This is a genomic window from Olivibacter sp. SA151, from assembly GCF_054130995.1.
Map to the genome: position 1 here is coordinate 1,481,052 of NZ_CP096391.1, position 23,729 is coordinate 1,504,780.

The window sequence follows — 23,729 nt, forward strand, 5'->3', positions numbered from 1 at the left end:
GCAAAAGGGTACGGGGAGAAGAAAGTAAGAAAGGGCACACGGGGGATGCCTAGGCTCTCGGAGGCGATGAAGGACGTGATAAGCTGCGATAAGCGCCGGGGATCTGCAAATGAGATGAGATCCGGCGATTTCCGAATGGGGAAACCCGGCATGTTGAAGACATGCCGTTTAACAACGCGAACGCGCCGAACTGAAACATCTAAGTAGGCGCAGGAAAAGAAAATAAGAATGATTTCCTGAGTAGTGGCGAGCGAAAGGGAAAGAGCCCAAACCGGATATGTTACGGCATATTCGGGGTTGTAGGACCGCAATGTGGTACAGTCGGAAGAAGTGGAAGGGTCTGGGAAGGCCCGCCGTAGAGCATGAGAGCTGCGTACACGCAATGAAGACCGGCCTAGTGAGTTCCTGAGTACCGCGGGGTCGGAGACGCCCTGTGGGAATCCGGCGGCACCATCCGCCAAGGCTAAATACTACCGAGAGACCGATAGTGGACCAGTACCGTGAGGGAAAGGTGAAAAGAACCCCGAACAGGGGAGTGAAAGAGAACCTGAAACCGTGTGCTTACAAACTGTCGGAGCCCTTAATGGGGTGACGGCGTGCCTTTTGCATAATGAGCCTACGAGTTACACTTCACTGGCGAGGTTAAGCGGTTAAGCCGCGCAGCCGAAGCGAAAGCGAGTCTGAACAGGGCGTACAGTCAGTGGAGGTAGACGCGAAACCTTGTGATCTACCCATGGGCAGGTTGAAGGTGCGGTAACACGTACTGGAGGACCGAACCGATAAACGTTGAAAAGTTTCCGGATGACCTGTGGGTAGGGGTGAAAGGCCAATCAAACTGGGAAATAGCTCGTACTCCCCGAAATGTTTTTAGGAACAGCGTGGACATTGAGTCTTCCGGAGGTAGAGCTACCGATTGGGTGCGGGGGAGTCACATCCTACCAAATCCAGACGAACTCCGAATACCGGGAGATATGGTCCGCAGTGAGGCGCAGGGTGCTAAGGTCCTGCGCCGAGAGGGAAAGAACCCAGACCACCGGCTAAGGTCCCCGAGTGTACGCTAAGTTGAACTAACGAGGTCCGGTTGCCCAGACAGCTAGGATGTTGGCTTGGAAGCAGCCATTCATTTAAAGAGTGCGTAACAGCTCACTAGTCGAGCGGCCGGGCGTGGATAATAAACGGGCATGAAGTGTACCACCGAAGCCGTGGGATAGAAATATCGGTAGGGGAGCATTCCGGCACGGGAGAAGCGGTTACGTGAGTATCCGTGGACGTTCCGGAAAAGCAAATGTAGGCATAAGTAACGATAAGGCGGGCGAGAAACCCGCCCACCGAAAGACCAAGGTTTCCTGATCAACGCTAATCGGATCAGGGTAAGTCGGGACCTAACGCGGACCCGAAAGGGGCAGCGGATGGCCAACGGGTAAAGATTCCCGTACTCTTGTATGCTGCGAAGCGGGGACGGAGGAGTGACACCGCCGCGCACTGACGGAATAGTGCGTTGAAGGCCGTAGGTAAACGTGACCCAGGCAAATCCGGGTCGTGTGCCGAAGGCCGAAAGTACGGCAAACCTCCGGGGGCGCCGATAGCGCGGGTAACCATACTCCCGAGAAAAGCCGCTAAGCTCCAGGCATATAAGACCCGTACCGCAAACCGACACAGGTGGTCGGGGAGAGAATCCCAAGGTGCTCGAGTGAATCATGGCTAAGGAACTCGGCAAAATGGCCCTGTAACTTCGGGAGAAGGGGCGCTTCCTCCGGCGACGGAGAAGCCGCAGTGAAAAGGCCCAGGCGACTGTTTAACAAAAACATATGGCTTTGCCAAATCGAAAGATGACGTATAAGGCCTGACACCTGCCCGGTGCCGGAAGGTTAAGAGGGGATGTCAACCTTCGGGTGAAGCATTGAATCGAAGCCCCGGTAAACGGCGGCCGTAACTATAACGGTCCTAAGGTAGCGAAATTCCTTGTCGGGTAAGTTCCGACCTGCACGAATGGTGTAACGATCTGGGCGCTGTCTCGGCCATGAGCTCGGTGAAATTGTGGTACCGGTGAAGACGCCGGTTACCCGCAACGGGACGGAAAGACCCCATGAACCTTCACTATAGCTTAACATTGGGACTGGGTGCAGGATGTGTAGGATAGGCGGGAGATTGTGAAGCGGGTTCGCCAGGATCCGCGGAATCGTCCTTGAAATACCGCCCTTTCTGTATCCGGTTCCTAACCCCCCTTGGGGGGGGACATTGTTTGGTGGGTAGTTTGACTGGGGTGGTCGCCTCCAAAAAGGTAACGGAGGCTTTCAAAGGTAAGCTCAGTACGCTTGGTAACCGTACGCGGAGTGCAATGGCAAAAGCTTGCTTGACTGTGAGACATACAAGTCGGACAGGGTCGAAAGACGGACATAGTGATCCGGTGGTTCTGCATGGAAGGGCCATCGCTCAAAGGATAAAAGGTACTCTGGGGATAACAGGCTGATCTCCCCCAAGAGCTCATATCGACGGGGAGGTTTGGCACCTCGATGTCGGCTCGTCACATCCTGGGGCTGGAGAAGGTCCCAAGGGTTCGGCTGTTCGCCGATTAAAGTGGCACGCGAGCTGGGTTCAGAACGTCGCGAGACAGTTCGGTCCCTATCTGTTGTGGGCGCAGGAAGTCTGAGTGGGGCTGACCTTAGTACGAGAGGACCGGGTTGGACCGGCCGCTGGTGAATCTGTTATGCCGCCAGGTGTACGGCAGAGTAGCTATGCCGGGAATAGATAAGCGCTGAAAGCATCTAAGTGCGAAACTAGCCACGAGATGAGACTTCCTTACAGGGCCGTGGGAGACTACCACGTCGATAGGCGGCAGGTGTAAAGGTAGAGATACCACAGCCGAGCCGTACTAATAGCCCGAAGCTTTCTCAAGCGCAGCAGGCTGTTGTCTTCCTGTTTTTTTCTTCCGTTATCAGTCAAATAAAAAATTGAAAAGTAAAAGGTAAAAGGTAGAAAGGCCGGCGTGCCGGATTTTTGAATTTTGAATTTTTACTTAGAAAGGTATTCAGGTGCCTATATCGGCGGTGTCCACCTCTTCCCATCCCGAACAGAGAAGTTAAGCCCGCCAGAGCCGATGGTACTGCAGTAACATGTGGGAGAGTAGGTCGGTGCCGATCTTTACAGAAGGCCGCCGTGCATTGCACGGCGGCCTTTCCTGTTTTGGTGCCCATCGGTTTGTAATCATGTCGGAGCAGCTTATCGTAAGCCGTCAAAGTTACCGTCGGCCGCGGAGAAACTTCCCATGTGGCAGGACTTGAATTTATTAACCTGGAAATCCTTTCCCAGTTGATTATAAAGGAAAAAAGGATCGGCACGGAATTGATGCCAATGCTGTAATAACTGCTTTTCTAAGGAATTTCCTTGTAAACAAGGAATCAGTGTTAACTAAAGAAATCGTAACGGGAAGGGATGAGATTTTTTTAAATATAAAAAGGCGCTTATTAGTATGATAAGCGCCCTTTCTTTTTATGCGCAAAATTGAATTATTTAATAAAATGCTTTAGCTGGATAATTTCCTTTTCTTCTAGATACCTCCAACGGCCTCTTGGTAAATCTTTTTTAGTTAGGTTCGCATATATTACCCGATCTAGTTTTATAACATCATAGCCTAAAGATTCGAATATGCGCCGCACGATTCTATTTCTACCACTATGAATCTGTATCCCAATTTCCCGTTTACTTGCTCCTTGAATATAACTTACTTCATCGGGTTTAATGAAGCCATCTTCTAGTTCAACCCCATAGCCTATTTTGTTGAAATCTCCTTGGGTTAAGCTTTTATTTAGCTCCACATGATATATTTTCATGATGTTGTTTCTCGGATGAGAGAGCTTCTCTGCCAGATTACCATCGTTTGTCAAAAGCAGAAGGCCTGTCGTATTTCTGTCTAATCGACCTACAGGATAAATCCGCTCTCTTGAAGCCTTTTCAACCAAATGCATCACCGTTTTTCTTTCTTGTGGATCATCAGTTGTGGTAATATAGTCTTTAGGCTTGTTCAGAAGCACATACACCATTTTTTCCCTTTTCAACTTCTCACCATTATATCTTATTTCATCTTTCGCAGCATCGACCTTGGTGCCTAATTCCGTAACAACCACACCGTTCACTGTCACAACTCCTGCCTGTATGAGTTCATCCGCCTTTCGGCGTGAACAAACACCTGAATTCGCAATATAGCGGTTAAGCCTGATTAAACCATTTTCTTCTCTTTCTTTTGAAAAGCGCTGTTCGTTGGATTTAAATTTATCACGCTTTGTGTTGCCATAAGATCGGTTACCCATTTTTTCATCGGAACGATACCTTGATCCCTCAGCAAAATTGTTGTCAGACTTAAACCTCGTGTTTTGATTTTTCCTGTCCGACGAGTAAGGCCGTTCGTCTCTTGTGTTTCTTCTAGTTCCTGAATAGGACCTTTCTTGTTTATTATATCTATCTGTTTTGTTCGTTTGATTTGTACTGGAAGATCGGTCGTCCCTTTTGTGTTTTTGACTTCCGTAATTCGATTTTTTTGAAAAGGCCGGTTTTTCCTCTTTGTCTCTAAATTCTTTGTTGTTGTCGCTTTGTGAAAACGAACGCGTAGGATAAGGTTTATCGCTTCGTTGATTCCTGTCTTCATCCCTCGAAGAAGAACGTTTTACATAGGGGGATTTGTCATCTCGACTGTTCCTGGTGTCGTTCCTTGAAGAAGAACGTCTTGAATAAGCGGATTTGTCATCTCGACTGTTCCTTTTGTTGCTGAATGGCATAATTATTTTATCCGTAAAATTATCTCGCAAAGGTACTCAAAATAATGAGTATTAAAGTACTTTGAATGTGAATTTTACCAAAATATTAGACTTATATTATACGTATAAAATTTCACATAATCAAGGTGTGTTTTGTAAGTGTTTGTATTGTAAGGAAATAATTTTTATATTTGCTGCGCTTTTTTGCATAACCAAAACAGAAAGGTAAAAAATGATAAAAAAACACCTATGTACAAGCGTGGTGGTTTTAGTTGTTTTAGTTCTTTCAAAAATGTTTATTTACAGCCGGCCTGTAGTTGAGCATCGAACTTATAACGCCATACCAGCAAGTACAAAAAGTGGGTCAAAAAGTAAGAGATCTTTATTTGCGAGCTTAAATTTTGCAGATGAATATCTTCCAGTAGGAGATGAAAATGTTGAACGAAAGATTAAGCGTTCTTTAAAAGCACACTCCTTTGAGCGGCTTAAGACTCACAAACTTCACAAGAATGCGAAAGCATGGTTCCCAAAAATTGAACCTATTCTTCGCGCATACGGAATCCCAGAAGACTTCAAGTATTTGCCACTTGTCGAAAGTGGGTTAATCGAAGGCACCTCACACAAAGGAGCGGCAGGTCTATGGCAATTTATGCCAGCTACCGCGAAGGCTTTCGGATTAAAAGTTGGACCGTCCTTCGATGAGCGCCTTGACGTAGAAAAGTCTACTGAGGCAGCATGCAAGTATTTGAAAGTCTTATATAAAGATTTTGGAAACTGGACACTCGTAGCTGCGGCTTATAATGTAGGAGGAGGGAGCCTTAGAAAGACTATCCGTCGACAGAACGAGGAAGATTACTATAAACTGAAGCTGAATAAAGAGACAGCTAATTACGTTTATAAACTAATTTCTACGAAAGAGGTTATTGAAAACCCAACAAGCTACGGATATAAGGGTGTCAGCAGCCCAAACTCAAAACTTGCGCTTGATGCCAACCATGAAAGCGAGGGACATTCCGATCGGCTGTAGCTTATTACGCTGATTTAAAAAAAGTCGCAGCTTATGCTGTGACTTTTTTTGTTAATTTTTTTAGCAAAAATGGTTAGTATTGACGTAGCTTTGATTGTATATCGAAGTAATTTACCTAAGTTTGTACTATGCTTGGGCTGTTGAGGAGAGGTTAAAAATACTAAATAAAAGCATCAGCGATTATCCCTTGACAGATTCACAATTTATATCCTTTTTTATACATGAGTAATCGGAATACACCTGATTTAGGAGAGCAAAGTGAACTTGAAGTTTTTGGCGCGCGTGTTCACAATCTAAAGAATATAGACGTTGTGATACCACGGAACGAGCTGGTAGTAATAACAGGTTTAAGCGGAAGTGGTAAATCGTCACTTGCATTTGATACAATTTACGCCGAGGGACAGCGGCGTTATATGGAGACTTTTAGTGCTTACAGCAGGCAATTTATGGGGGGCATGGAACGCCCTGATGTAGACAAAATTGCTGGTCTAAGTCCTGTAATTGCAATCGAGCAGAAAACAACCAGTAAAAATCCGCGGTCTACAGTTGGCACTATTACTGAAATATATGATTTTATGCGATTACTGTATGCCCGTATTGGCGAAGCATATTCATATGTTACGGGCCGTAAAATGGAACGGATGTCCGAAGATCAGATTATTACAAGAATATTAACACAATTTGATGGGCAAGCCGTGAATATTTTGGCCCCTTTAGTAAAAGGCCGAAAAGGGCATTATCGAGAACTGTTTGAGCAGATTCGCAAACAAGGCTTTGTTAAAGTGAGAGTTGACGGTGAGATGATGGATTTAGTACCTAAAATGCAGGTTGATCGATACAAGATTCATGATATCGAAATGGTTATCGATCGGTTGACGATTAGTGAGAAAGAGAGAAAGCGGCTTCAAGCATCTATTCAACAGGCTATGAAAGCAGCCAAAGGAATCATAAAGCTGAGTGACCAAGATAATAATGAATATTTCTTTAGTCGTTACTTAATGGATCCGGAAAGTGGCATTTCTTATGATGAGCCACAGCCCAACACTTTTTCTTTTAATTCGCCGTATGGTGCCTGTGACCAATGCGACGGTCTAGGTTATGTGTTTGAAATCGACAAGGAGTCCGTTATACCTAACCCAAAATTAAGCATTCTTAAAGGAGGAATAGCTCCGCTGGGAGAGTATAAAGACAATTGGACCTTTCAGCAGTTAAAGGCTGTTGCCAAGAAATATGAGTTTTCATTGTCTGAGCCTCTTAATAAGCTTACAGAAGAACAGTTGGACATATTGTTAAATGGTTCGCCTGATTTAATAACAGTGCCCGTTGCCTATAACAAGTGGAATGTTAAAGAATACAAGATAACCTTTGACGGAATATTTAAACTACTGGAAGAGCAATCTGAACGGAAAACGGAAGACATTGAACTTTTCAGGGTGATGAAGAAATGTCCAGCTTGCAGTGGTGCACGACTAAAAAAAGAATCTCTTCATTTCAAGCTTGCTAATAAGAACATATCCGAACTGGCAAATATGGATGTTGTAGCGCTTAGCTCTTGGTTTTCTTCTTTAAAAGAGAAACTAAATGAACGTCAGATCGTGATAGCCGAGGAAATTTTAAAAGAAATCATTAATCGTTTGAATTTTCTGTTAAACGTTGGTTTAGGTTATCTTACGTTGGATCGTACTGCAAAAACGCTATCTGGTGGGGAGGCACAGAGGATACGTTTGGCTACTCAAATAGGATCACAGTTAGTTAATGTACTATATATTCTGGACGAGCCGAGCATTGGTTTGCACCAACGAGATAATGCGCGTCTAATTAATGCATTAAAAGATCTTCGCGACATCGGTAATTCAGTGCTTGTTGTGGAGCACGATAAGGATATGATATTAGAAGCTGATTATGTTATCGATATGGGCCCCGCGGCCGGCCTCAATGGCGGGGTGGTCGTTGCACAAGGGAAGCCTACGCAGATTAAAGAAGCTGATACGTTAACCGCCGCATATTTAAATGGCACAAAGCAAATCCGTGTACCGAAAAATAGAAGAACAGGCAATGGCTTTCATTTACGCTTAAGAGGGGCTACGGGCAACAATTTAAAAAATGTTTCAGTAGATTTTCCATTGGGAACGTTGATTTCGGTTACTGGTGTGTCAGGAAGTGGTAAATCAACTTTAATTACGGAAACTCTTTATCCAATTCTTAACCACCATTTTTTTAGGGCAAAAAAGATTCCGATGCCTTATGCGAAGATTGAGGGCTTAGAGCATATTGATAAAGTAATCGAAATAGATCAGACTCCAATAGGCCGGACACCTCGGTCAAATCCATCAACGTATACTGGCGTATTTTCAGACATTCGAAGTCTATTTGTTCAGCTTCCTGAAGCTAAAATTCGTGGATATAAGCCAGGTAGATTTTCATTCAATGTGAAAGGTGGACGTTGCGAAGTTTGTCAGGGAGCCGGAATGAAGGTGATTGAAATGAATTTTTTGCCGGATGTACAAGTACCATGTGAAGGATGTAATGGAAAACGTTATAATAGGGAAACGCTCGAAGTAAGATATAAAGGAAAATCTATCAGCGATGTGCTAGATATGAGTATTGACGAAGCTGTTCCGTTTTTTGAGTCAATTCCTGCAATTTATCGGAAAATCAAAACATTGCAAGATGTTGGCCTGGGATATCTCACTTTAGGACAATCTTCCGTAACTTTATCCGGAGGTGAGGCACAACGGGTAAAATTAGCAACTGAATTATCAAAGAAAGATACCGGGAATACATTCTATATACTTGATGAACCCACAACAGGACTACACTTCGAAGACGTTAACGTTCTGTTGGGTGTTTTAAATCGATTAGTAGATCGGGGTAATACCGTTCTTGTTATAGAACATAATTTAGACGTTATTAAGGTTTCGGACTGGATTATAGATTTAGGCCCCGAAGGTGGAGCGGGTGGGGGAAAAATTCTTTTTAGCGGAACGCCTGAGGAGATGGTGAAAAATAAGAAGAGTGAGACGGCTCGTTTTCTTAAAACAGAGCTTCTGGAAAGCGTCAAAGAGAGTATTGCTAAATAATTCGATATAACATGATAGTTTTAGATAAACTTGGAATAGCGGATAAAATCAAGTCAGAGTTAGAAACAGTTTTCGATCCTGAGATTCCTGTTAATATATGTGAGCTAGGACTTGTCTACGAGATTATTACCAAAGAGGATGGGACGGCTAAAATAGTTATGACGCTTACAGCACCAGCCTGTCCGGTTGCAGGTGAGTTGTTGGATGAAGTGCAACGAAAGGTAGCGAAGGTGGAGGGAGTAAAGAATGCTCTTGTGGAGCTTACGTTCGAGCCTAAATGGGATAAAAGTATGATGAGTGAGGAAGCTCGATTGGAGTTGGGATTTATGTAAAAATGTTTTATGTTATCCTATCAGGAAACCGTTATACGTCTTGTGCTGGCAGCTGCATTTGGCGCTGCTGTGGGATTAGAACGCGAGCGTAAGAATTGGGCTGCGGGTATGCGCACCCATATGATGGTCTGTCTTGGCGCTTCTTTGATGATGATGGTTTCGTCTTTCGGTTTTTCGGATATTCTCAAAACAGGGCATGTAACTTTAGATCCTTCTCGTGTCGCGGCTCAGGTAGTGAGCGGTATAGGTTTCTTAGGTGCAGGCACCATTATGTTTCTAAAACAGGGCATTGTGAAGGGGCTTACGACAGCCTCAGGATTATGGACCGTTGCCGGAATTGGTTTGGCCTGCGGTGGTGGCATGTATTTTGCCGCGCTAATTGCAACAATCTTTGTTCTTATTATATTGTGGATTTTGCAACCGCTAGAAAAGCGACTTGTACAACGTTATGCACCTCGTATCCTACGTTTAACGCTTACCAACGATACCAATCCGATGAGATTCGTTGACGAATGGTTAGATACGGAGCAATTAAAGCTGGCCAATTTGTTTTTTGATAAGGCTAATAATGAGATCACTATTGAAATTGGGTTTCAGGGGCAGAAAGACAAAGAGATCTTGGCTGCCATAGACAAAATTCAACATCATAGTTCCATCAAAGAGATTGCTTGGAGAAAATAATAATAATATTTGTAGGTTATTTATCTTCTACTTGTACTTGCTCCGCACTTTTCGCTTCTAATGCCTCAAGCGTTTTCGCTGGTTGCTTATCCTTCGCATATAATCCTCCTCCAAATATTCCATGCCAGATATTTCTGGATTCTTTGGTTAATATTGGAGCAACGATAGCTAGAATTAGCACGTATACGACCACAAAAGACTGGATAATCGGATTAAGCCCTCCCGCTTTGCCTATGTTAGCCATGATAATGGAAAACTCTCCTCTAGCAGATAAGGTAAAGCCAATATCAAAAGAAGTTTTCTTTTTCAACCCGGCAAAATGTGAAGCAAAATAACCAGAGGCGAGATTTCCGAAGATAGTTATCAATGCAGCTATAGCTCCCCACATGACGGCGCCTCCAAGGGAAAAAGGATCAATGGATAAACCGAAGCTAAAGAAGAACATCGCACCAAAATAGTCTTTATATGGCAATACGATTTGTTCTATTCGTTTAATATATTGAGAATCAGCAAGAACGAGGCCTGCCATCAGCGCCCCAATCGCTTCAGCAACGTGAATTGTTTCCGAAAAGCCGGCAACTAAGAATAGAAGTGAGAAAATTATCAGTATAAATAGTTCGCCCGATTTAACATTTAGTACCTTATCGATATAAGGGATCACCTTCCTTCCGAGAACCAAAAAAAGCAGAATGAAGGCAAGTGCTAGTAAGGAGGTGCTGGCTACGGTCCAAAATGAGCCACCACCGGTTAGAACCAAACCGGAAAGAAAAGAGATATGCATGGCTATGAACAAGTCGTCAAACATGATCATACCCATAATAACCTCCGTTTCCGGGTTTGCGGTTCGCTTTAAGTCTGTCAACACTTTTGCAACAATTGCTGTGGACGAGCTGGTCATGATGCCGCATAGAATCATCATTTCCGCAAAAGGTAAATTCATCATCCACCCCACTAATAAACCGGAAACAAAATTTAGAAACACATAGATTGATCCGCCGGATACAATTGCTTTCCCCGATTTTATGAGCCGTCCAACTGAAAACTCAAGACCTAAATAGAAAAGTAAAAACAAAACACCTAATCTGCCCATGAAATCGATAAAGGGTTTGCTTTCAGTGAATTGCAAGTCGATTAAACCGATTGTTGGTGCGTGTTCTCCCAAGGCCATGCCAATCAAAATAAAGAAAGGTATAACTGAAAAACGCAGTTTATTGGCTAATAGACCTACTAAAGCGACAAGTCCAACGGCTATTCCAATTTCTAAGATCAGGGTTTCTGTATGCATACTTTCACATGGGTTTTCCTATAAGGTTAACTATACAACTTGATAGCTTTTTAATAATTCTTTTAACGCTTTTATATTACTCCGCTTTCCAGCAACCACTAACGTAGTACCGGGTGTTATTAAATAGTCAGGACCTGGGTTTATTACGCTGTCTTCATTTTTAATCGCTGCAATAATAGAAGCCCCGGTTTTTTGCCTAACGCCTAATTGTCCGATAGTTTGTTGATTAATGACTGCCTTTTCTTCGATTTTATACCATTCAATAACAAGATCATTAACTGCTAACTCCATCGTCTCAAGAGCCTTGGGTTTGTAAGATAAACCACCTATAATACCTGCTACTTGACGAGACTCCTCATCATTTAGTGTCATTACACATTTAGATTCATTCTCTTCCTCATCTAAACGATACAACTCGCGATTACCATCATCGTGGATAACCACTACCATGTTATCACCGGCTCCGGTTTCAATTTGGTATTTCTTACCTATACCAGGTAAGTCACTTTCCCTAACTATAGACATTTTGATCCTTAATTTAGTTAACAATATATGAGTTGGGCGCCATTGCCAACCCTGTACTATCTGTTTGGCGGAAATTTTATTATTGTAGTAGTCTACCTATTATGTCGAATACTTTGTAAACAAATTGCAAAGTTACTAAAAATATCTTAGGTTTGGAGACTTGTTAATCAAGTAATACTCAGATTGAGCGTTTAATGGTTTCCCTTAACGGGAATTAATAAGGAACCATGTGCAAATCATGGGCTGTCGCGCAACTGTAAGCATTCTCCCTCTTGGGATAGGTTTTACATACCACAGTCACTGTTCAGGAAAATCCAGAATGGGAAGACGTAAAACGGACGAATGCAAGCCAGGAGACTTGCCATTGAATTTTCAACAGGCTTTCGCGAGAAGAAGCTGTGTTGAGGCCATTTAGTATACTACTCCTTTATCGGAGCCTGTCGTACTATGCCTTAAAGTTCCTTCTTTACAAGCCGCGGGTTTTTGAAAAAGAACAAGTGTTATTCATTAAATTATTTAACTATGTTGTTTACAAACAATTTAGGGTACCCGCGCATTGGTGCCCAACGGGAATTAAAAAAGGCAAGTGAGGCCTTTTGGAGCGGTAAGATTACGAGAAAAGAGCTATTGGATGCAGGACTTAAAATCCGCGCTACTAATTGGAAAATTCAAAAGGAAATAGGAATAGATCTTATCCCTTCGAATGATTTCTCTTTCTATGATCAAGTATTGGACACAACACTGATGGTAGGGGCTATCCCTGCGCGGTATCACGGACTTGCAGCAAATAAGAGTTCGGAACATGAACTAGATCTCTATTTTGCTATGGCAAGAGGTTTCCAACATGAGGGTATCGATGTCACTGCAATGGAAATGACTAAATGGTTTGACACCAATTACCATTACCTAGTGCCGGAATTTACAAAGAATCAGCAGTTCAGTCTTTTTTCGGAAAAAATTATCAACGAATATTACGAGGCGAAACAATTGGGTGTCGATACCAAACCGGTATTGATCGGGCCAATAACTTATCTTCTATTGGGTAAAGAAAAGGAAGCGGGTTTCGATCGCTTAGATTTAATCGAGGCATTACTGCCTGTTTATGAAGAGGTGATTGGGAGATTGCGAAAGTATGGAGTGAAATGGATTCAATTCGATGAACCTTTTTTGGCATTGGATTTACCTGATAAAGCTCGCAAGTTATATCAGCAGGTCTATAAGCGTTTAGCTAAAAGTGCCGGGGATACTAAACTTTTAATTGCAACCTATTTCGAGGGAGTGAATGATAATTTAGAGGTCGCTTTGTCACTTCCTATTAATGCGTTACATTTAGATCTTGTCAGGGCAGCAAATCAACTCGAAGCAGTGCTGGATAACATACCGAACGAGCTTATTTTGTCTTTAGGAGTCGTAGATGGTCGAAATATTTGGAAAAATGATTATGAACGCTCTCTCACACTGATTGACAAAGCAATCCGGAAAATCGGTAAGGAGCGGATATGGATTGCCCCTTCATGTTCGCTGTTACATGTTCCATGTGACTTGGCTTATGAGGATAATGAAGAGACATTACCATTGGAAGTGAAGGACTGGCTTGCTTTTGCTAAACAAAAATTGGAAGAAGTAAAAGATCTGGCCTTGTTACGAAGCGAGTATGAAGATACAGCTGTTCTTCAGCGATTTAAGGATAACAAAGTTTCGCAAAATCGGCGTAAGGCTTCTGCCTTAATTCATCATCAAGAGGTAAAAGACCGTGTTAATGCAATTTCAGATAAAGATACAAACAGGCGTAGCGTTTTTGCGGAGCGAAAAGCAAAGCAGCTCGAAACGTTAAAACTGCCCTTATATCCAACCACTACCATCGGTTCATTTCCGCAGACAAAAGAAGTGAGGGGTTGGCGGGCGAAATTTAAAAAAGGAGAAATCACCATTGATGAATACGAAAATCTAATTAGAGCAGAAACAAAAGAGGCGATTGCCTGGCAAGAGCAGGTCGGTTTGGATGTCTTGGTACATGGGGAGTTCGAAAGGAATGATATGGTTGAGTATTTTGGCGAGCAATTACAGGGCTATGCCTTCACAAAGAACGGATGGGTGCAAAGCTACGGATCACGGTGCGTAAAACCGCCCGTTTTATTTGGTGATGTTAGCCGACCAAAAGACATGACGGTATATTGGACGTCTTATGCCCAGTCAATTACTCGACTGCCTGTAAAAGGGATGTTAACGGGGCCGGTCACCATTCTACAATGGTCATTTGTAAGAGATGATCAACCTCGCTGGCAAACTGCTTTTCAAATCGCACTAGCCATAAGAGATGAAGTACTGGCATTGGAGCACGCAGGTATTAAGATAATACAGATAGATGAGCCAGCTATTCGGGAAGGACTGCCCTTGCGTCAAAAAGACCAACGAGATTATTTAAACTGGGCAGTAAAAGCTTTTAGATTAACTGCTGCTGGTGTCGAGGATGATACCCAGATCCATACTCATATGTGCTACTCTGAATTTAATGACATTATTTCAGACATCGCTGCTATGGATGCTGATGTTATTACTATCGAAACGTCTCGTTCACAAATGGAATTACTAGACGCTTTTGCTAACTTTAACTATCCAAATGACATCGGTCCGGGAGTTTATGACATCCATTCCCCGAGAATTCCAAGTAAGGAGGAGATGATCTCGCTAATGGACAAAGCATCGGCTGTAATAAATCCTAAACAATTATGGGTAAATCCGGACTGTGGACTAAAAACAAGAGCTTGGCCGGAAACAAAAGCAGCGCTGGAAGCAATGGTGGACGCTGCAAAAACACTCAGAGGTGTCGTAGAAGTCGTTTAATAATGAATAGGCTTTTTTCAGTTTGAGCTGTGCAGCTTGTTTTCTTCTAAATAAGCCTCAATAGTGACGGATATTGATGAGTCCCTTATTAATAGATAACGTATTACGTTTCCTATAATAAGGGATTTATCTATGTTTAATATGCCACTTTTTTTGGTTAACTTACGCTATGCAAAATTTATTGACAGCTTCTCAAATTCGGGAGGTAGATGCTTATACGATAATAAATGAACCAGTTTCGTCCATTGATTTAATGGAACGAGCAGCCGAGGCTTTTGTGAATAAGTTTGTTAGTTTATATACAGACCGCCCATCTGTAATAATTTGCTGTGGCACGGGAAATAATGGTGGAGACGGTCTAGCCATAGCTCGTTTACTTTTCGAAAGAGGTTATACCAATATTGCGGTATGGATAGTTAGGTATAATAATAAAAAAACTGATGACTTTGAGGTCAACTATAAACGATTATTGACCTATTCTATTCAAATTCAAGAATTATTTCCCGCTGAGCAGCTCCCTTCGATAACAGCTGACGTTGTGATTGATGCACTTTTCGGTTCCGGATTGAATAAGCCACTAATTGATCCTTGGCGTTCCCTTGTTAGATACATTAATAAAGAGGCAAAGGTGGTAGTTTCGGTCGATATTCCAACCGGAATGCCTGCAGAAGGCAATATGGAGACTTTCGAAAATGTTATTATCGCGCAGGATGTGATTACTTTTCAAGCACCTAAGATAAGTTTCTTATTTCCCGAAAGCGGAAAGTTTTTGAAACGCTTCCATGTGGTGGATATCGGTTTGCACCAAGGTTTTATGGCCTCCTTGGATACTGAATTTTGTTCGATTATGAATGACGATATCCGTTCTCGCTTAAAGGTGCGAGAGAATTTTAGTCATAAGGGTACCTATGGACATGCCTGCATATTGGCTGGCAATGAGCATACAATGGGAGCTGCATTGCTGTCTGCTGAAGCTTGTTTATATACAGGAGCGGGGCTGACTACTGTTTGTATCCCGTCAAGCGGATTAAGCGCCCTGAATACTCGATTGCCCGAGGTAATGGCACTTGACCGATCAAAACTATCAGAATTAGGAACAGGGAAGTATAAGTCATTAGGCATAGGCCCGGGTTTAGGAACGGGAGAGGAAATAAGGGGATGTTTAAGCGAATTGTTAGCAGATGATCTCCCCCCCCTCGTGTTGGATGCAGATGCGTTAAATGTAGTGGCAGCAAATAAAAACTTGCTGACGCTATTAAAAGCGGAAACAATCCTTACACCTCATATGAAAGAATTTGACCGCCTTTTTGGACATAGTGATCACTGGTGGGATCGTGTCATAAAAGCAAGAACAGAGGCTTCAAGGAGGAAACTAATCATTGTACTAAAAAATCGATATACCTTTGTGGCTCTGCCAGATGGCAAGATATGGGTTAACTTTACGGGAAATCCCGCTATGGCGAGTGGCGGTATGGGCGATGTATTGACGGGCATTTTAGTAGCCTTATTGGCGCAAGGTTATAAAGCAGCGGATGCTGCAATATTAGGTGTTTTTATACATGGAAAAGCAGGAGACCTATTAGCTGCAGAGGGCATGGGTGTAATACCCGCAAGCTGTTTGATAAAAAAAATCCCCAATGTTATTGAGGATTTTTCGTCGTCGATATAGACATAAATCAATTATTGCATATCGAATAAATGCTTTTCTGCATGGTAAGAAGAACGTACCAAAGGTCCACTTTCTACATATTTAAAGCCCATCTTTAAGCCAATATCCTGATAATGTTTAAATTGCTCGGGCGTAATCCATTCAATTACGGGATGATGAGCTTTCGTCGGTTGTAAATATTGTCCCAACGTGAGAATATGCACACCGGCATCATATAAATCCTGCATCGCCTCAATCACATCAGCTTCCGTCTCACCGAAACCAAGCATTATACCAGACTTCGTGCGTAAGCCTGCAGCAGATATTCTTCTTAAGCATTCAAGGCTTCTGTCATATTTGGCTTGTATACGTACTTCTCTTGTGAGACGTCGAACAGTCTCTAAATTATGAGATACGACTTCAGGACGTACCGCTAATACCCGATCTAAATTCTCCCAAATGCCTTTAAAATCCGGTATGAGTGTCTCTAGAGTTGTTCCGGGACTTTCCCTTCGAATGGCATTTACTGTTTCGGCCCAAATAGTCGATCCACCATCTTTCAAATCATCTCGATCTACTGAAGTAATTACGCAATGCTTTACCTGCATGAGCTTAACAGAGGTGGCTACACGCATGGGTTCATCTAATTCAACCGCTTTTGGCCGGCCAGTCGCTACTGCACAAAACGAGCACGACCGGGTACAGATATTCCCGAGAATCATAAATGTCGCTGTACCTGCACCCCAACACTCACCCATATTAGGACAATTACCACTTTCGCAGATAGTATGGAGTTTATGTTCGTCTACTAAACCTCTTACATGTTTATATTCTTTACCTACAGGAAGCTTAACACGTAACCAATCCGGCTTGCGCTGCAATTGATTGGCAGGGATAACGGGTAGTTCAATCATAACACAAAAGTAATTAATAATTTTCTAAATTAGCGGCGTATTTTGTGCCAACTTGGACAGTTGCACACCCAGACAATAGCTTATTACATTCTAATTATATTTACAATGACTACTGTTCGAACAACCTATTTAGGCGATTTGCGTACCGAAGCAGTACACCTGCAATCGCAATCGAAAATAATAACCGATGCACCGGTTGACAATCAAGGTAAAGGAGAGGCTTTTTCGCCGACCGATCTCTTGGCTGCTTCGCTTACCAGCTGCATGCTAACTATCATGGGTATTGCTGCGCAAGCTCACGAGATCTCACTTGGAAAAATAGAAGCAGCCACCACGAAGATTATGCAGTCGAACCCACGAAAAATTGCAGAAATACAAGTTGTACTGAATTTCGCTGATAATGTAAACTATTCGGATCATGACCAACGCATTTTGCAAAAGGCAGCGGAAACCTGTCCGGTTTACTTAAGCTTACATCCTGATATTAAGAAAACCCTAACTTTTAATTGGCCATCTTAACAACAATTTTGGCTACTTCTATTTCATTGTGCGATTCGTTATATACACAATCATCGCCCTTAATTAACAGCACCTGGGGAGATTCGTGCCGTACCTTCCATTTATCAGCGATTTGATTAGATATCTCACGATATTTAATCAAATCGACCAAGTACACTGGGGTTTCTTCTGGTATCAGGGACGACTCAAATTCGAACGTTCTTTTTGCCATACTGCTCACAGGACAGCGCGTGCTATGTTTGAAAATAATGGCATACGAGTTTGATGCCGCTATCGTTTCAAGCGTATCTTGTGTGTTCAGTTCAATCCACTTCATATGTATCAGCTATGGTTTTGAAAATTTATCAGATTCTACGTTAATAAGGGCGGAAACAATGGGGAATTTTATAAAAAAGCCATCCTTTGTATCTGTAAAGGTAGTAGCTAGGGTGAGTCCGCCTCCTACATCTTTGAAATCAGATGTCACAAAATTGTATTTAATATTGCCACCCTCGTCCAGTGTTTGCCATTGAAAGATCCGACCCGTATTGGCATCGACGTATATTTTTGTACGGAATTCTGCGCTATCTGTAGGTGACTGTCGAATTTCAATTACATTGTATCGAACGCTTCCTATTAGCTCTGCTTCTTTTACGGTGAGTAGGGACGATTCTGTCAGATTCTTGGGCGGAAATAACCAAAATGTTTCTGTATTAAAGGCATTGATTATGGAAGAAATTAGAAGAGCCGCCGAATCACTATTGTTTATTGTTTTATTATCTACAAAGGCTCTGCCTTTATTATTTTCCGTATTAAATAATGCAATAATTTTCTGCTCTTGCTCATTTGTTCCCTCAAAACGACAGTTGCCAGTGTTTCGATCCCATATATATGCATGTTCCCGGGAGAGTGTTTTGTTTAGGTTCGATTTACAGCTAAACATAAAGTAACGAGCTTCATTCCAACCTTGTTTGCCACCCAACCCTTGCCATATTAGATTAACTATTTGATCCTTGGTTTGGGCAAAAGTTTGTTTTTCGGAACAGAAGGAAAGTAAAAACAGCATTAAAAAAAAAGCATGTTTAATCTTTAGAATACACATTTTCCTTTGTTTGTTAATTTATATGCTAAATTTCCAGGTTCGCTATAAATCATAGGTAAACTAACTGAAAAACTTGGCACATTATTCGGGAACAAGTTATGCGTTAAATTGTTTCAAGCGAGGGTATTTAAGATTAAAAACTACCGCTTATCGTAGCCTTTTTGCCTTCGGATAGGAGTTATAAGCCGGACATGTTTTACGAGCGCAGCCTTGGGATAAAAGCATACCTAAAGCGAGCACTAACATATAAATCAGTAAATTTCTCATGATCCATTTATTATATAAAACACGTAAACATAGCCTAAATATAGGTAATTTACAAATATTTTATAGCTAAGCTTGTATTGACTTGCTCAAGTTGGCCATTTGAATGGCAGTAACCGCAGCCTCTTCGCCCTTATTGCCATGTTTGCCTCCCGCTCGTTCCAACGCTTGTTCCAATGTGTTGGTAGTGAGTACGCCGAAGATGACCGGTTTATTGTGTTTCAGGGATACATTTGTAATACCATTTGCTACCGCATCGCATATGAAAGTAAAATGCGGAGTATCACCCTGGATAACACAGCCTATGCATATTACTGCATCAATTTGCTTTTTACGCAGAATAATATCGGCGCCGGCGCTTAATTCATAGCTTCCAGGTACGTTCAAGATGTGAATTTTATGATCAGCGGCGCCTTGTTTCAAAAGCAGATTGTATGCACCTTCTAAAAGGGGAGAAGTCACTTGTGCATTCCATTGTGCAACAACAATAGCAATCTCCAAATCGGATGCAGAGCCCACTTCAATATGGGAGAAGTCAGACAAATTTTTTAAGTTAGTTGCCATTTAAATAGTCTCAGTCGTATAATAGCACAAGATTAACGGGCTTCACATCGAGCAATATAACCATCAATGATAGAAGCTTCATAGCTCTGTGGGTAGTCTTTTTTAATTTTTTGGTAATTCTCTAATGCCGATTTATAATCGTTTTGTGCTTCGTACACCAAGCCCAATTTTTTTAGAAATAAAGGAGCCGTAAAAGAGTTGTCGCTTTTACTTGCCGCTTTTTTGTATTGATCGGCCGCCTTTTTATAGTCTTTTAATTCAGTGTAGGCGTCACCCAATAGACCTGTTACCAGCGGGTCTATAATTGGGCTTCCGGTATCTGAATATTTTGATAAGGCATTGACAGCTTCCTGGTATTTACCTTGACGCAAATACAAACCACCTAAGTACGCATTCGCCACATTAGCCGATTTTGTGTTCGAATATTCTTCTGCAATTTCTTTAAAGCCAGGGTAAGAACCATCTCCATCAATCGCTCTATTCTGTAAAGAATCTACCATAGCGTACTCTTCTGCCTTAAACATTTCATTGGTAGCTCTTTCTGCCCTTGGTGCCAGATAGAAACGTTGATAACCGATATAAAGTAAAATTAAAACAACAATTCCAATGGCAATAAATGCTAGACTCTTTTGATTATCGCGGATAAAACTTCCTGTTCCGCCGTTTTTTGTATTATTAACGCTCACGTTATTTTTTGGTTAATTTGAGTTCAGTTTTTTAAGATTGCAAAAATACATTTTTAAACCTTAGATACAAGAACCTAAGGTAAAAGATTTTTAGCAGAGGTATAAGCCCGTATCCCATCCAGCTTATAACCTCGCCTTCCAACCTAATTTGTGTCTTGCTGCTTATTTATCTATGTTTGTACCTATGTGGGTTAAAGAATTAACGGTAATCAATTTTAAAAATTATGAAGAGGCGTCGTTGACATTTGCACCTGGCGTAAATGCTTTCACCGGTGATAATGGTGCGGGGAAAACGAATATTTTAGATGCATTGCATTACCTTTCCTTGTGTAAGAGTTACTTTAACCCAATAGATTCGCAGCAAATCAAACAACAAGCTGACTTTTTTATGGTACAGGGTGTGTTTGAAAAGGGCGATCAGGAAGACGTTTTAGCTTGTAGCTTAAAACGAAACCAAAAAAAACAATTTAAGAAAAATAAAAAGGATTACCAGCGCTTAGCCGATCATATAGGCGTATATCCCTTGGTAATGATTTCTCCTAATGATTCTTTTATTATTTCAGAAGGAAGCGAGGAGAGGCGTAAGTTTATAGATAATGTCATCTCACAAACGGATAATCGATATCTGGACGATTTGATCTTATATAATAAGTATCTTCAAAGTAGAAATAGCTTATTGAAGCAACAAGCGTTGAGCAAAAACTACGATGATGATTTATTAGCAGTATATAATGAACAATTAGTTTTGGTAGGTGAGCAGATTTTTGAGAAACGTAAACTTTTTATTAATCCCTTCATAGAAATTTTTAACAAACACTATCAACACCTTACCAATGATACCGAACCGGTTGAGCTGGTTTACGAATCGCAGTTGTTTGAGAACAGGTTTGTCGATTTGCTGAACAACACGTTATCAAAGGACCGTGCCTTGGAACGAACTACGACAGGTATCCATAAGGATGATTTGTTATTTACTATTCATGGGATGCCATTGAAGAAGTTCGGTTCACAGGGGCAGCAAAAGTCGTTTTTAATTGCATTGAAGCTGGCACAATATAGCTTTTTGCGCGAAAGAAAAGGATTTAAGCCTTTGTTACTGTTAGACGATATTTTTGATAAATTAGATGACAAGCGTACCAGAAAGTTAATGGAAATGGTTTCCCACGATGATTTTGGGCAGATTTTTATTACTGATACCAGTGCTGAACGTGTTCGAAATACCTTTCATGGAATTGATGTTGACGTTCGTATTTTTGAGGTTTCCAACGGAAAAATACGATAACGGAGGCCAATAATGCAAACTAGCTAATATGTCAGTTAGCGTTTCGGATAATGTTGAAAACTTTTGCTTAAAATGACTAGTCTATTTGTAACTTTGACGTCAATACGTGAGCCAATAATAGTTTTTGATACGAATGACAAGCGGAAATAAAAAGAATAGGTTGGCTTAATCTTTTGGTCAAATAAAAAGCCATCGTTGAGCAGGCTTTGCTATATTTTGACATCAATATTTTATCCAAATTACAAATGGGCCGTACAAATGATAAGACATTGAAAGAAGCGATTAGTCAATACCTAGACGCATTGAAACTGCGGCGGAAATTTGATGAAACTTCTATATTGGCTGCATGGCCCGACTTAATGGGAACTGCGATCGCCAATCGCACGAGACAATTATTTATACGGGACAAGAAGCTGTTCGTAAGAGTAGAATCGGCTGTTATAAAAAATGAGCTGATCCTGATGCGTTCTCAGATTATAGGCAAACTTAATGAATATGTAGGCCGAGTAGTAATCGAAGATGTAGTTATTCTATAAGTTCAAGTTTTTTATAAGCTCATCAATATTGAGATCGATGACATTGATATGATGATGTGCTTGAGCATAATATGGATGCCGAACGAGCATTCGCTCATTGATGAATTCAAAAATTTGTTCTTCACTCAAATCCTGTATCAATGGTCGTTTATGTCTTTTGCTTGCGGCTAATCGTTTCGCCAAAGCAGCTGTGGGGATTTGCAGATAGATCGTGATGCCATTTTTATTCATCCATTCCATATTGTCGAAGAAGCAAGGCGCTCCACCTCCAGTCGCTATCACTGCAGCTTCGGGAGCCGAAAGATTTTGTAGGATATCTCTTTCTTTGACACGAAAAGCTTCCTCTCCATGCTTCTTAAAATAGTCAGTAATGGACATACCTGCCTGCTCTACGAAAGTTTCATCTAAGTCTATGAATTTTCTATTTAACGCTTGGGCCAGCTTTTTACCATTCGTAGTTTTTCCAACACCCATAAAGCCCACTAGGAAGATATGTTTTTTTAACATGAAATATAACTGCTTATTCTAAATGTTCAAAATATCGTTTGGCTAAGGTTTCAAAAGTAGGAAGCGTGCGATAGTGCCACTTTTTGACAACGACGCCATCTTTAAGTAAAATGATACCGGGATTCGCCCGTACCATGCTTTTTAGAGGAACCGCATCGGCAAAAAAGGTTTCCGCATAAAGTTTAGTCTGATGGTCAAGTTCGCTCACGTCTTGTGCTGTACTAGCAGTGAGTAGCACCGCTCGAACATTATACTCTTCCGAAGCCCGTTTCGCAAGATCATTCACTTTATTCAATGCCTTTGGATTTGTCTGATCAAGATTATAGGCAACAAATATCAGGTTGTAATAAGGGTTTTCAATGATTTCCTTTGTATAATCAACACCCTGAGCATCGGTTATACTCAAATCTTTAATGGGGGCTTGATATCCCTCTTTTATTAAACGGCTTGTGGGTTCGCCTATAACTTCCCAATTTTCATCTTTCCAAAGCTCCTGCTGAAGATAAACCTTATCTGTCACCGATTTGGTCTCCTGCGTCGTTTTATTTTGAAGTGTATAGGTGATTTCATATTCATCCAACGGTGCTCCTTTGGGAACGTGCATCAAGGCAGGTAGATTATTTCCTTCTTTATAAGGGAGGAAATCGATGAAGGGTAAAAAACTGTAAGTGTAAACTCCAATTCCTATGCTTAGAACAATGGCAGCCGAAAGGGTAAGTGCTTGGCTGATCTCATTGGAAAACAGAGGCTGTATTTTTTTTCTGTTCAAAAAAATAATGAGAATAAAAAATAACAGAATCAAATCCTTGCTAAAAGACTGCCACGGTGTCAGTTTTATAGCATCGCCGAAGCAGCCACAAGAAGTTACTACATTGAAAAATGCCGAATAAAAAGTAAGAAAGGTGAAAAACACTATAAGTAGCAGTAGGCCGAGAGCCACCTTTTTGCTATATAAGCCGAAAAGCAATAAAATTCCGAACACTATTTCCAAACTGCATAAAACAATGGCAAAAGCAACGGCATAGTTGTTAAGGAATGCTACATGAAAGACCTCAAAATATTCTTGAAGTTTGTATGAAAATCCTATCGGATCATTCGCTTTGATTAATCCGGAGAAAACAAATAAAAAGCCAACGAACAAACGGGAAAATATCAATAGAAGGGAACTTTTATGTTGCTTTACGGTTGTAGCGTTCATAGCAT

General features: G+C 41.6%; 19 protein-coding genes, 2 rRNA genes and 1 riboswitch. Of the genes, 11 read left to right on the forward strand and 10 right to left on the reverse strand.

Features of this window, described 5'->3' with window-relative positions:
- Positions 1 to 18: 18 nt before the first annotated feature.
- Together M1D52_RS05765 and rrf are read left to right on the forward strand one after the other, a co-directional pair.
- Positions 19 to 2,895 (forward strand): 23S ribosomal RNA (locus M1D52_RS05765).
- Positions 2,896 to 3,028: 133 nt separating this feature from the next.
- A 5S ribosomal RNA gene (gene rrf / locus M1D52_RS05770) occupies positions 3,029 to 3,140 on the forward strand.
- 366 nt (positions 3,141 to 3,506) lie between these two features.
- Here the strand turns inward: rrf and M1D52_RS05775 are convergent.
- Complete coding sequence (locus M1D52_RS05775) at positions 3,507 to 4,772, reverse strand: pseudouridine synthase (RefSeq protein WP_437391827.1); 1,266 nt, start codon at positions 4,770 to 4,772, stop codon at positions 3,507 to 3,509.
- A gap of 211 nt (positions 4,773 to 4,983) precedes the next feature.
- On the opposite strand from M1D52_RS05775, the gene M1D52_RS05780 reads away from it, so the two are divergent.
- From M1D52_RS05780 to M1D52_RS05795, 4 genes are all read left to right on the forward strand, one after another.
- On the forward strand, positions 4,984 to 5,778 hold the full coding sequence (locus M1D52_RS05780) for a lytic transglycosylase domain-containing protein (RefSeq protein ID WP_013668456.1): 795 nt from the start codon (positions 4,984 to 4,986) through the stop codon (positions 5,776 to 5,778).
- A 221-nt stretch (positions 5,779 to 5,999) separates the two neighbouring features.
- Positions 6,000 to 8,858, forward strand: coding sequence for an excinuclease ABC subunit UvrA (gene uvrA / locus M1D52_RS05785; RefSeq protein WP_437391829.1), 2,859 nt, complete (start codon positions 6,000 to 6,002; stop codon positions 8,856 to 8,858).
- Positions 8,859 to 8,869: 11 nt separating this feature from the next.
- Positions 8,870 to 9,190, forward strand: coding sequence for an iron-sulfur cluster assembly protein (locus M1D52_RS05790; RefSeq protein WP_013668454.1), 321 nt, complete (start codon positions 8,870 to 8,872; stop codon positions 9,188 to 9,190).
- Positions 9,191 to 9,199: 9 nt separating this feature from the next.
- Positions 9,200 to 9,871: an MgtC/SapB family protein gene (locus M1D52_RS05795; protein ID WP_437391831.1), complete on the forward strand. Its 672-nt coding sequence runs from the start codon at positions 9,200 to 9,202 to the stop codon at positions 9,869 to 9,871.
- A 16-nt stretch (positions 9,872 to 9,887) separates the two neighbouring features.
- Here M1D52_RS05795 and M1D52_RS05800 read toward each other — a convergent pair whose 3' ends face one another.
- Positions 9,888 to 11,156: a cation:proton antiporter gene (locus M1D52_RS05800; RefSeq protein WP_130858589.1), complete on the reverse strand. Its 1,269-nt coding sequence runs from the start codon at positions 11,154 to 11,156 to the stop codon at positions 9,888 to 9,890.
- A 30-nt stretch (positions 11,157 to 11,186) separates the two neighbouring features.
- Positions 11,187 to 11,681 carry a cation:proton antiporter regulatory subunit gene (locus tag M1D52_RS05805; protein WP_013668451.1) on the reverse strand — a complete coding sequence of 165 codons (495 nt, stop codon included), beginning with the start codon at positions 11,679 to 11,681 and terminating at the stop codon, positions 11,187 to 11,189.
- A 178-nt stretch (positions 11,682 to 11,859) separates the two neighbouring features.
- Positions 11,860 to 12,061: riboswitch (cobalamin riboswitch) on the forward strand.
- Between the two features lie 142 nt (positions 12,062 to 12,203).
- Here M1D52_RS05805 and metE point away from each other — a divergent pair.
- Positions 12,204 to 14,525: a 5-methyltetrahydropteroyltriglutamate--homocysteine S-methyltransferase gene (metE, locus tag M1D52_RS05810; protein ID WP_013668450.1), complete on the forward strand. Its 2,322-nt coding sequence runs from the start codon at positions 12,204 to 12,206 to the stop codon at positions 14,523 to 14,525.
- A 169-nt stretch (positions 14,526 to 14,694) separates the two neighbouring features.
- Positions 14,695 to 16,194, forward strand: coding sequence for a bifunctional ADP-dependent NAD(P)H-hydrate dehydratase/NAD(P)H-hydrate epimerase (locus M1D52_RS05815; RefSeq protein WP_013668449.1), 1,500 nt, complete (start codon positions 14,695 to 14,697; stop codon positions 16,192 to 16,194).
- An 11-nt stretch (positions 16,195 to 16,205) separates the two neighbouring features.
- Here the strand turns inward: M1D52_RS05815 and lipA are convergent, their stop codons facing one another.
- Positions 16,206 to 17,087 (reverse strand): lipoyl synthase, encoded by an 882-nt coding sequence (gene lipA, locus M1D52_RS05820; protein ID WP_130858586.1) that lies wholly within the window; start codon positions 17,085 to 17,087, stop codon positions 16,206 to 16,208.
- A gap of 105 nt (positions 17,088 to 17,192) precedes the next feature.
- On the opposite strand from lipA, the gene M1D52_RS05825 reads away from it, so the two are divergent.
- Complete coding sequence (locus M1D52_RS05825; RefSeq protein ID WP_013668447.1) at positions 17,193 to 17,606, forward strand: OsmC family protein; 414 nt, start codon at positions 17,193 to 17,195, stop codon at positions 17,604 to 17,606.
- On the opposite strand, the gene ytxJ is transcribed toward M1D52_RS05825, so the two are convergent.
- The 4 genes from ytxJ to M1D52_RS05845 all read right to left on the reverse strand — a co-directional run bounded on the left by ytxJ (position 17,590) and on the right by M1D52_RS05845 (position 20,201).
- Complete coding sequence (ytxJ, locus tag M1D52_RS05830) at positions 17,590 to 17,922, reverse strand: bacillithiol system redox-active protein YtxJ (RefSeq protein WP_013668446.1); 333 nt, start codon at positions 17,920 to 17,922, stop codon at positions 17,590 to 17,592. The two genes, M1D52_RS05825 and ytxJ, sit on opposite strands and share 17 nt — an antisense overlap.
- 9 nt (positions 17,923 to 17,931) lie before the next feature.
- A complete protein-coding gene (locus M1D52_RS05835; RefSeq protein ID WP_437391833.1) occupies positions 17,932 to 18,651 on the reverse strand; it encodes a hypothetical protein in 720 nt (239 codons plus the stop codon).
- A 369-nt stretch (positions 18,652 to 19,020) separates the two neighbouring features.
- Complete coding sequence (gene ribH / locus M1D52_RS05840; protein WP_013668444.1) at positions 19,021 to 19,515, reverse strand: 6,7-dimethyl-8-ribityllumazine synthase; 495 nt, start codon at positions 19,513 to 19,515, stop codon at positions 19,021 to 19,023.
- A 32-nt stretch (positions 19,516 to 19,547) separates the two neighbouring features.
- Entirely contained in the window at positions 19,548 to 20,201 is a 654-nt protein-coding gene (locus tag M1D52_RS05845; RefSeq protein WP_013668443.1) for a tetratricopeptide repeat protein, read from the reverse strand.
- Positions 20,202 to 20,385: 184 nt separating this feature from the next.
- Between M1D52_RS05845 and recF the strand changes: the two genes are divergently transcribed.
- Together recF and M1D52_RS05855 are read left to right on the forward strand one after the other, a co-directional pair.
- Positions 20,386 to 21,483 (forward strand): DNA replication/repair protein RecF, encoded by a 1,098-nt coding sequence (gene recF / locus M1D52_RS05850; RefSeq protein WP_013668442.1) that lies wholly within the window; start codon positions 20,386 to 20,388, stop codon positions 21,481 to 21,483.
- Positions 21,484 to 21,728: 245 nt separating this feature from the next.
- Positions 21,729 to 22,019 (forward strand): DUF721 domain-containing protein, encoded by a 291-nt coding sequence (locus M1D52_RS05855; protein ID WP_013668441.1) that lies wholly within the window; start codon positions 21,729 to 21,731, stop codon positions 22,017 to 22,019.
- Here the strand turns inward: M1D52_RS05855 and M1D52_RS05860 are convergent.
- Together M1D52_RS05860 and M1D52_RS05865 are read right to left on the reverse strand one after the other, a co-directional pair.
- Complete coding sequence (locus tag M1D52_RS05860; RefSeq protein ID WP_130858582.1) at positions 22,014 to 22,526, reverse strand: shikimate kinase; 513 nt, start codon at positions 22,524 to 22,526, stop codon at positions 22,014 to 22,016. The genes M1D52_RS05855 and M1D52_RS05860 overlap by 6 nt on opposite strands.
- A gap of 13 nt (positions 22,527 to 22,539) precedes the next feature.
- The gene (locus tag M1D52_RS05865) at positions 22,540 to 23,724 is read right to left on the reverse strand and encodes a BT_3928 family protein (RefSeq protein ID WP_013668439.1); all 1,185 of its coding nucleotides are present in this window, start codon (positions 23,722 to 23,724) and stop codon (positions 22,540 to 22,542) included.
- Positions 23,725 to 23,729: the final 5 nt, after the last annotated feature.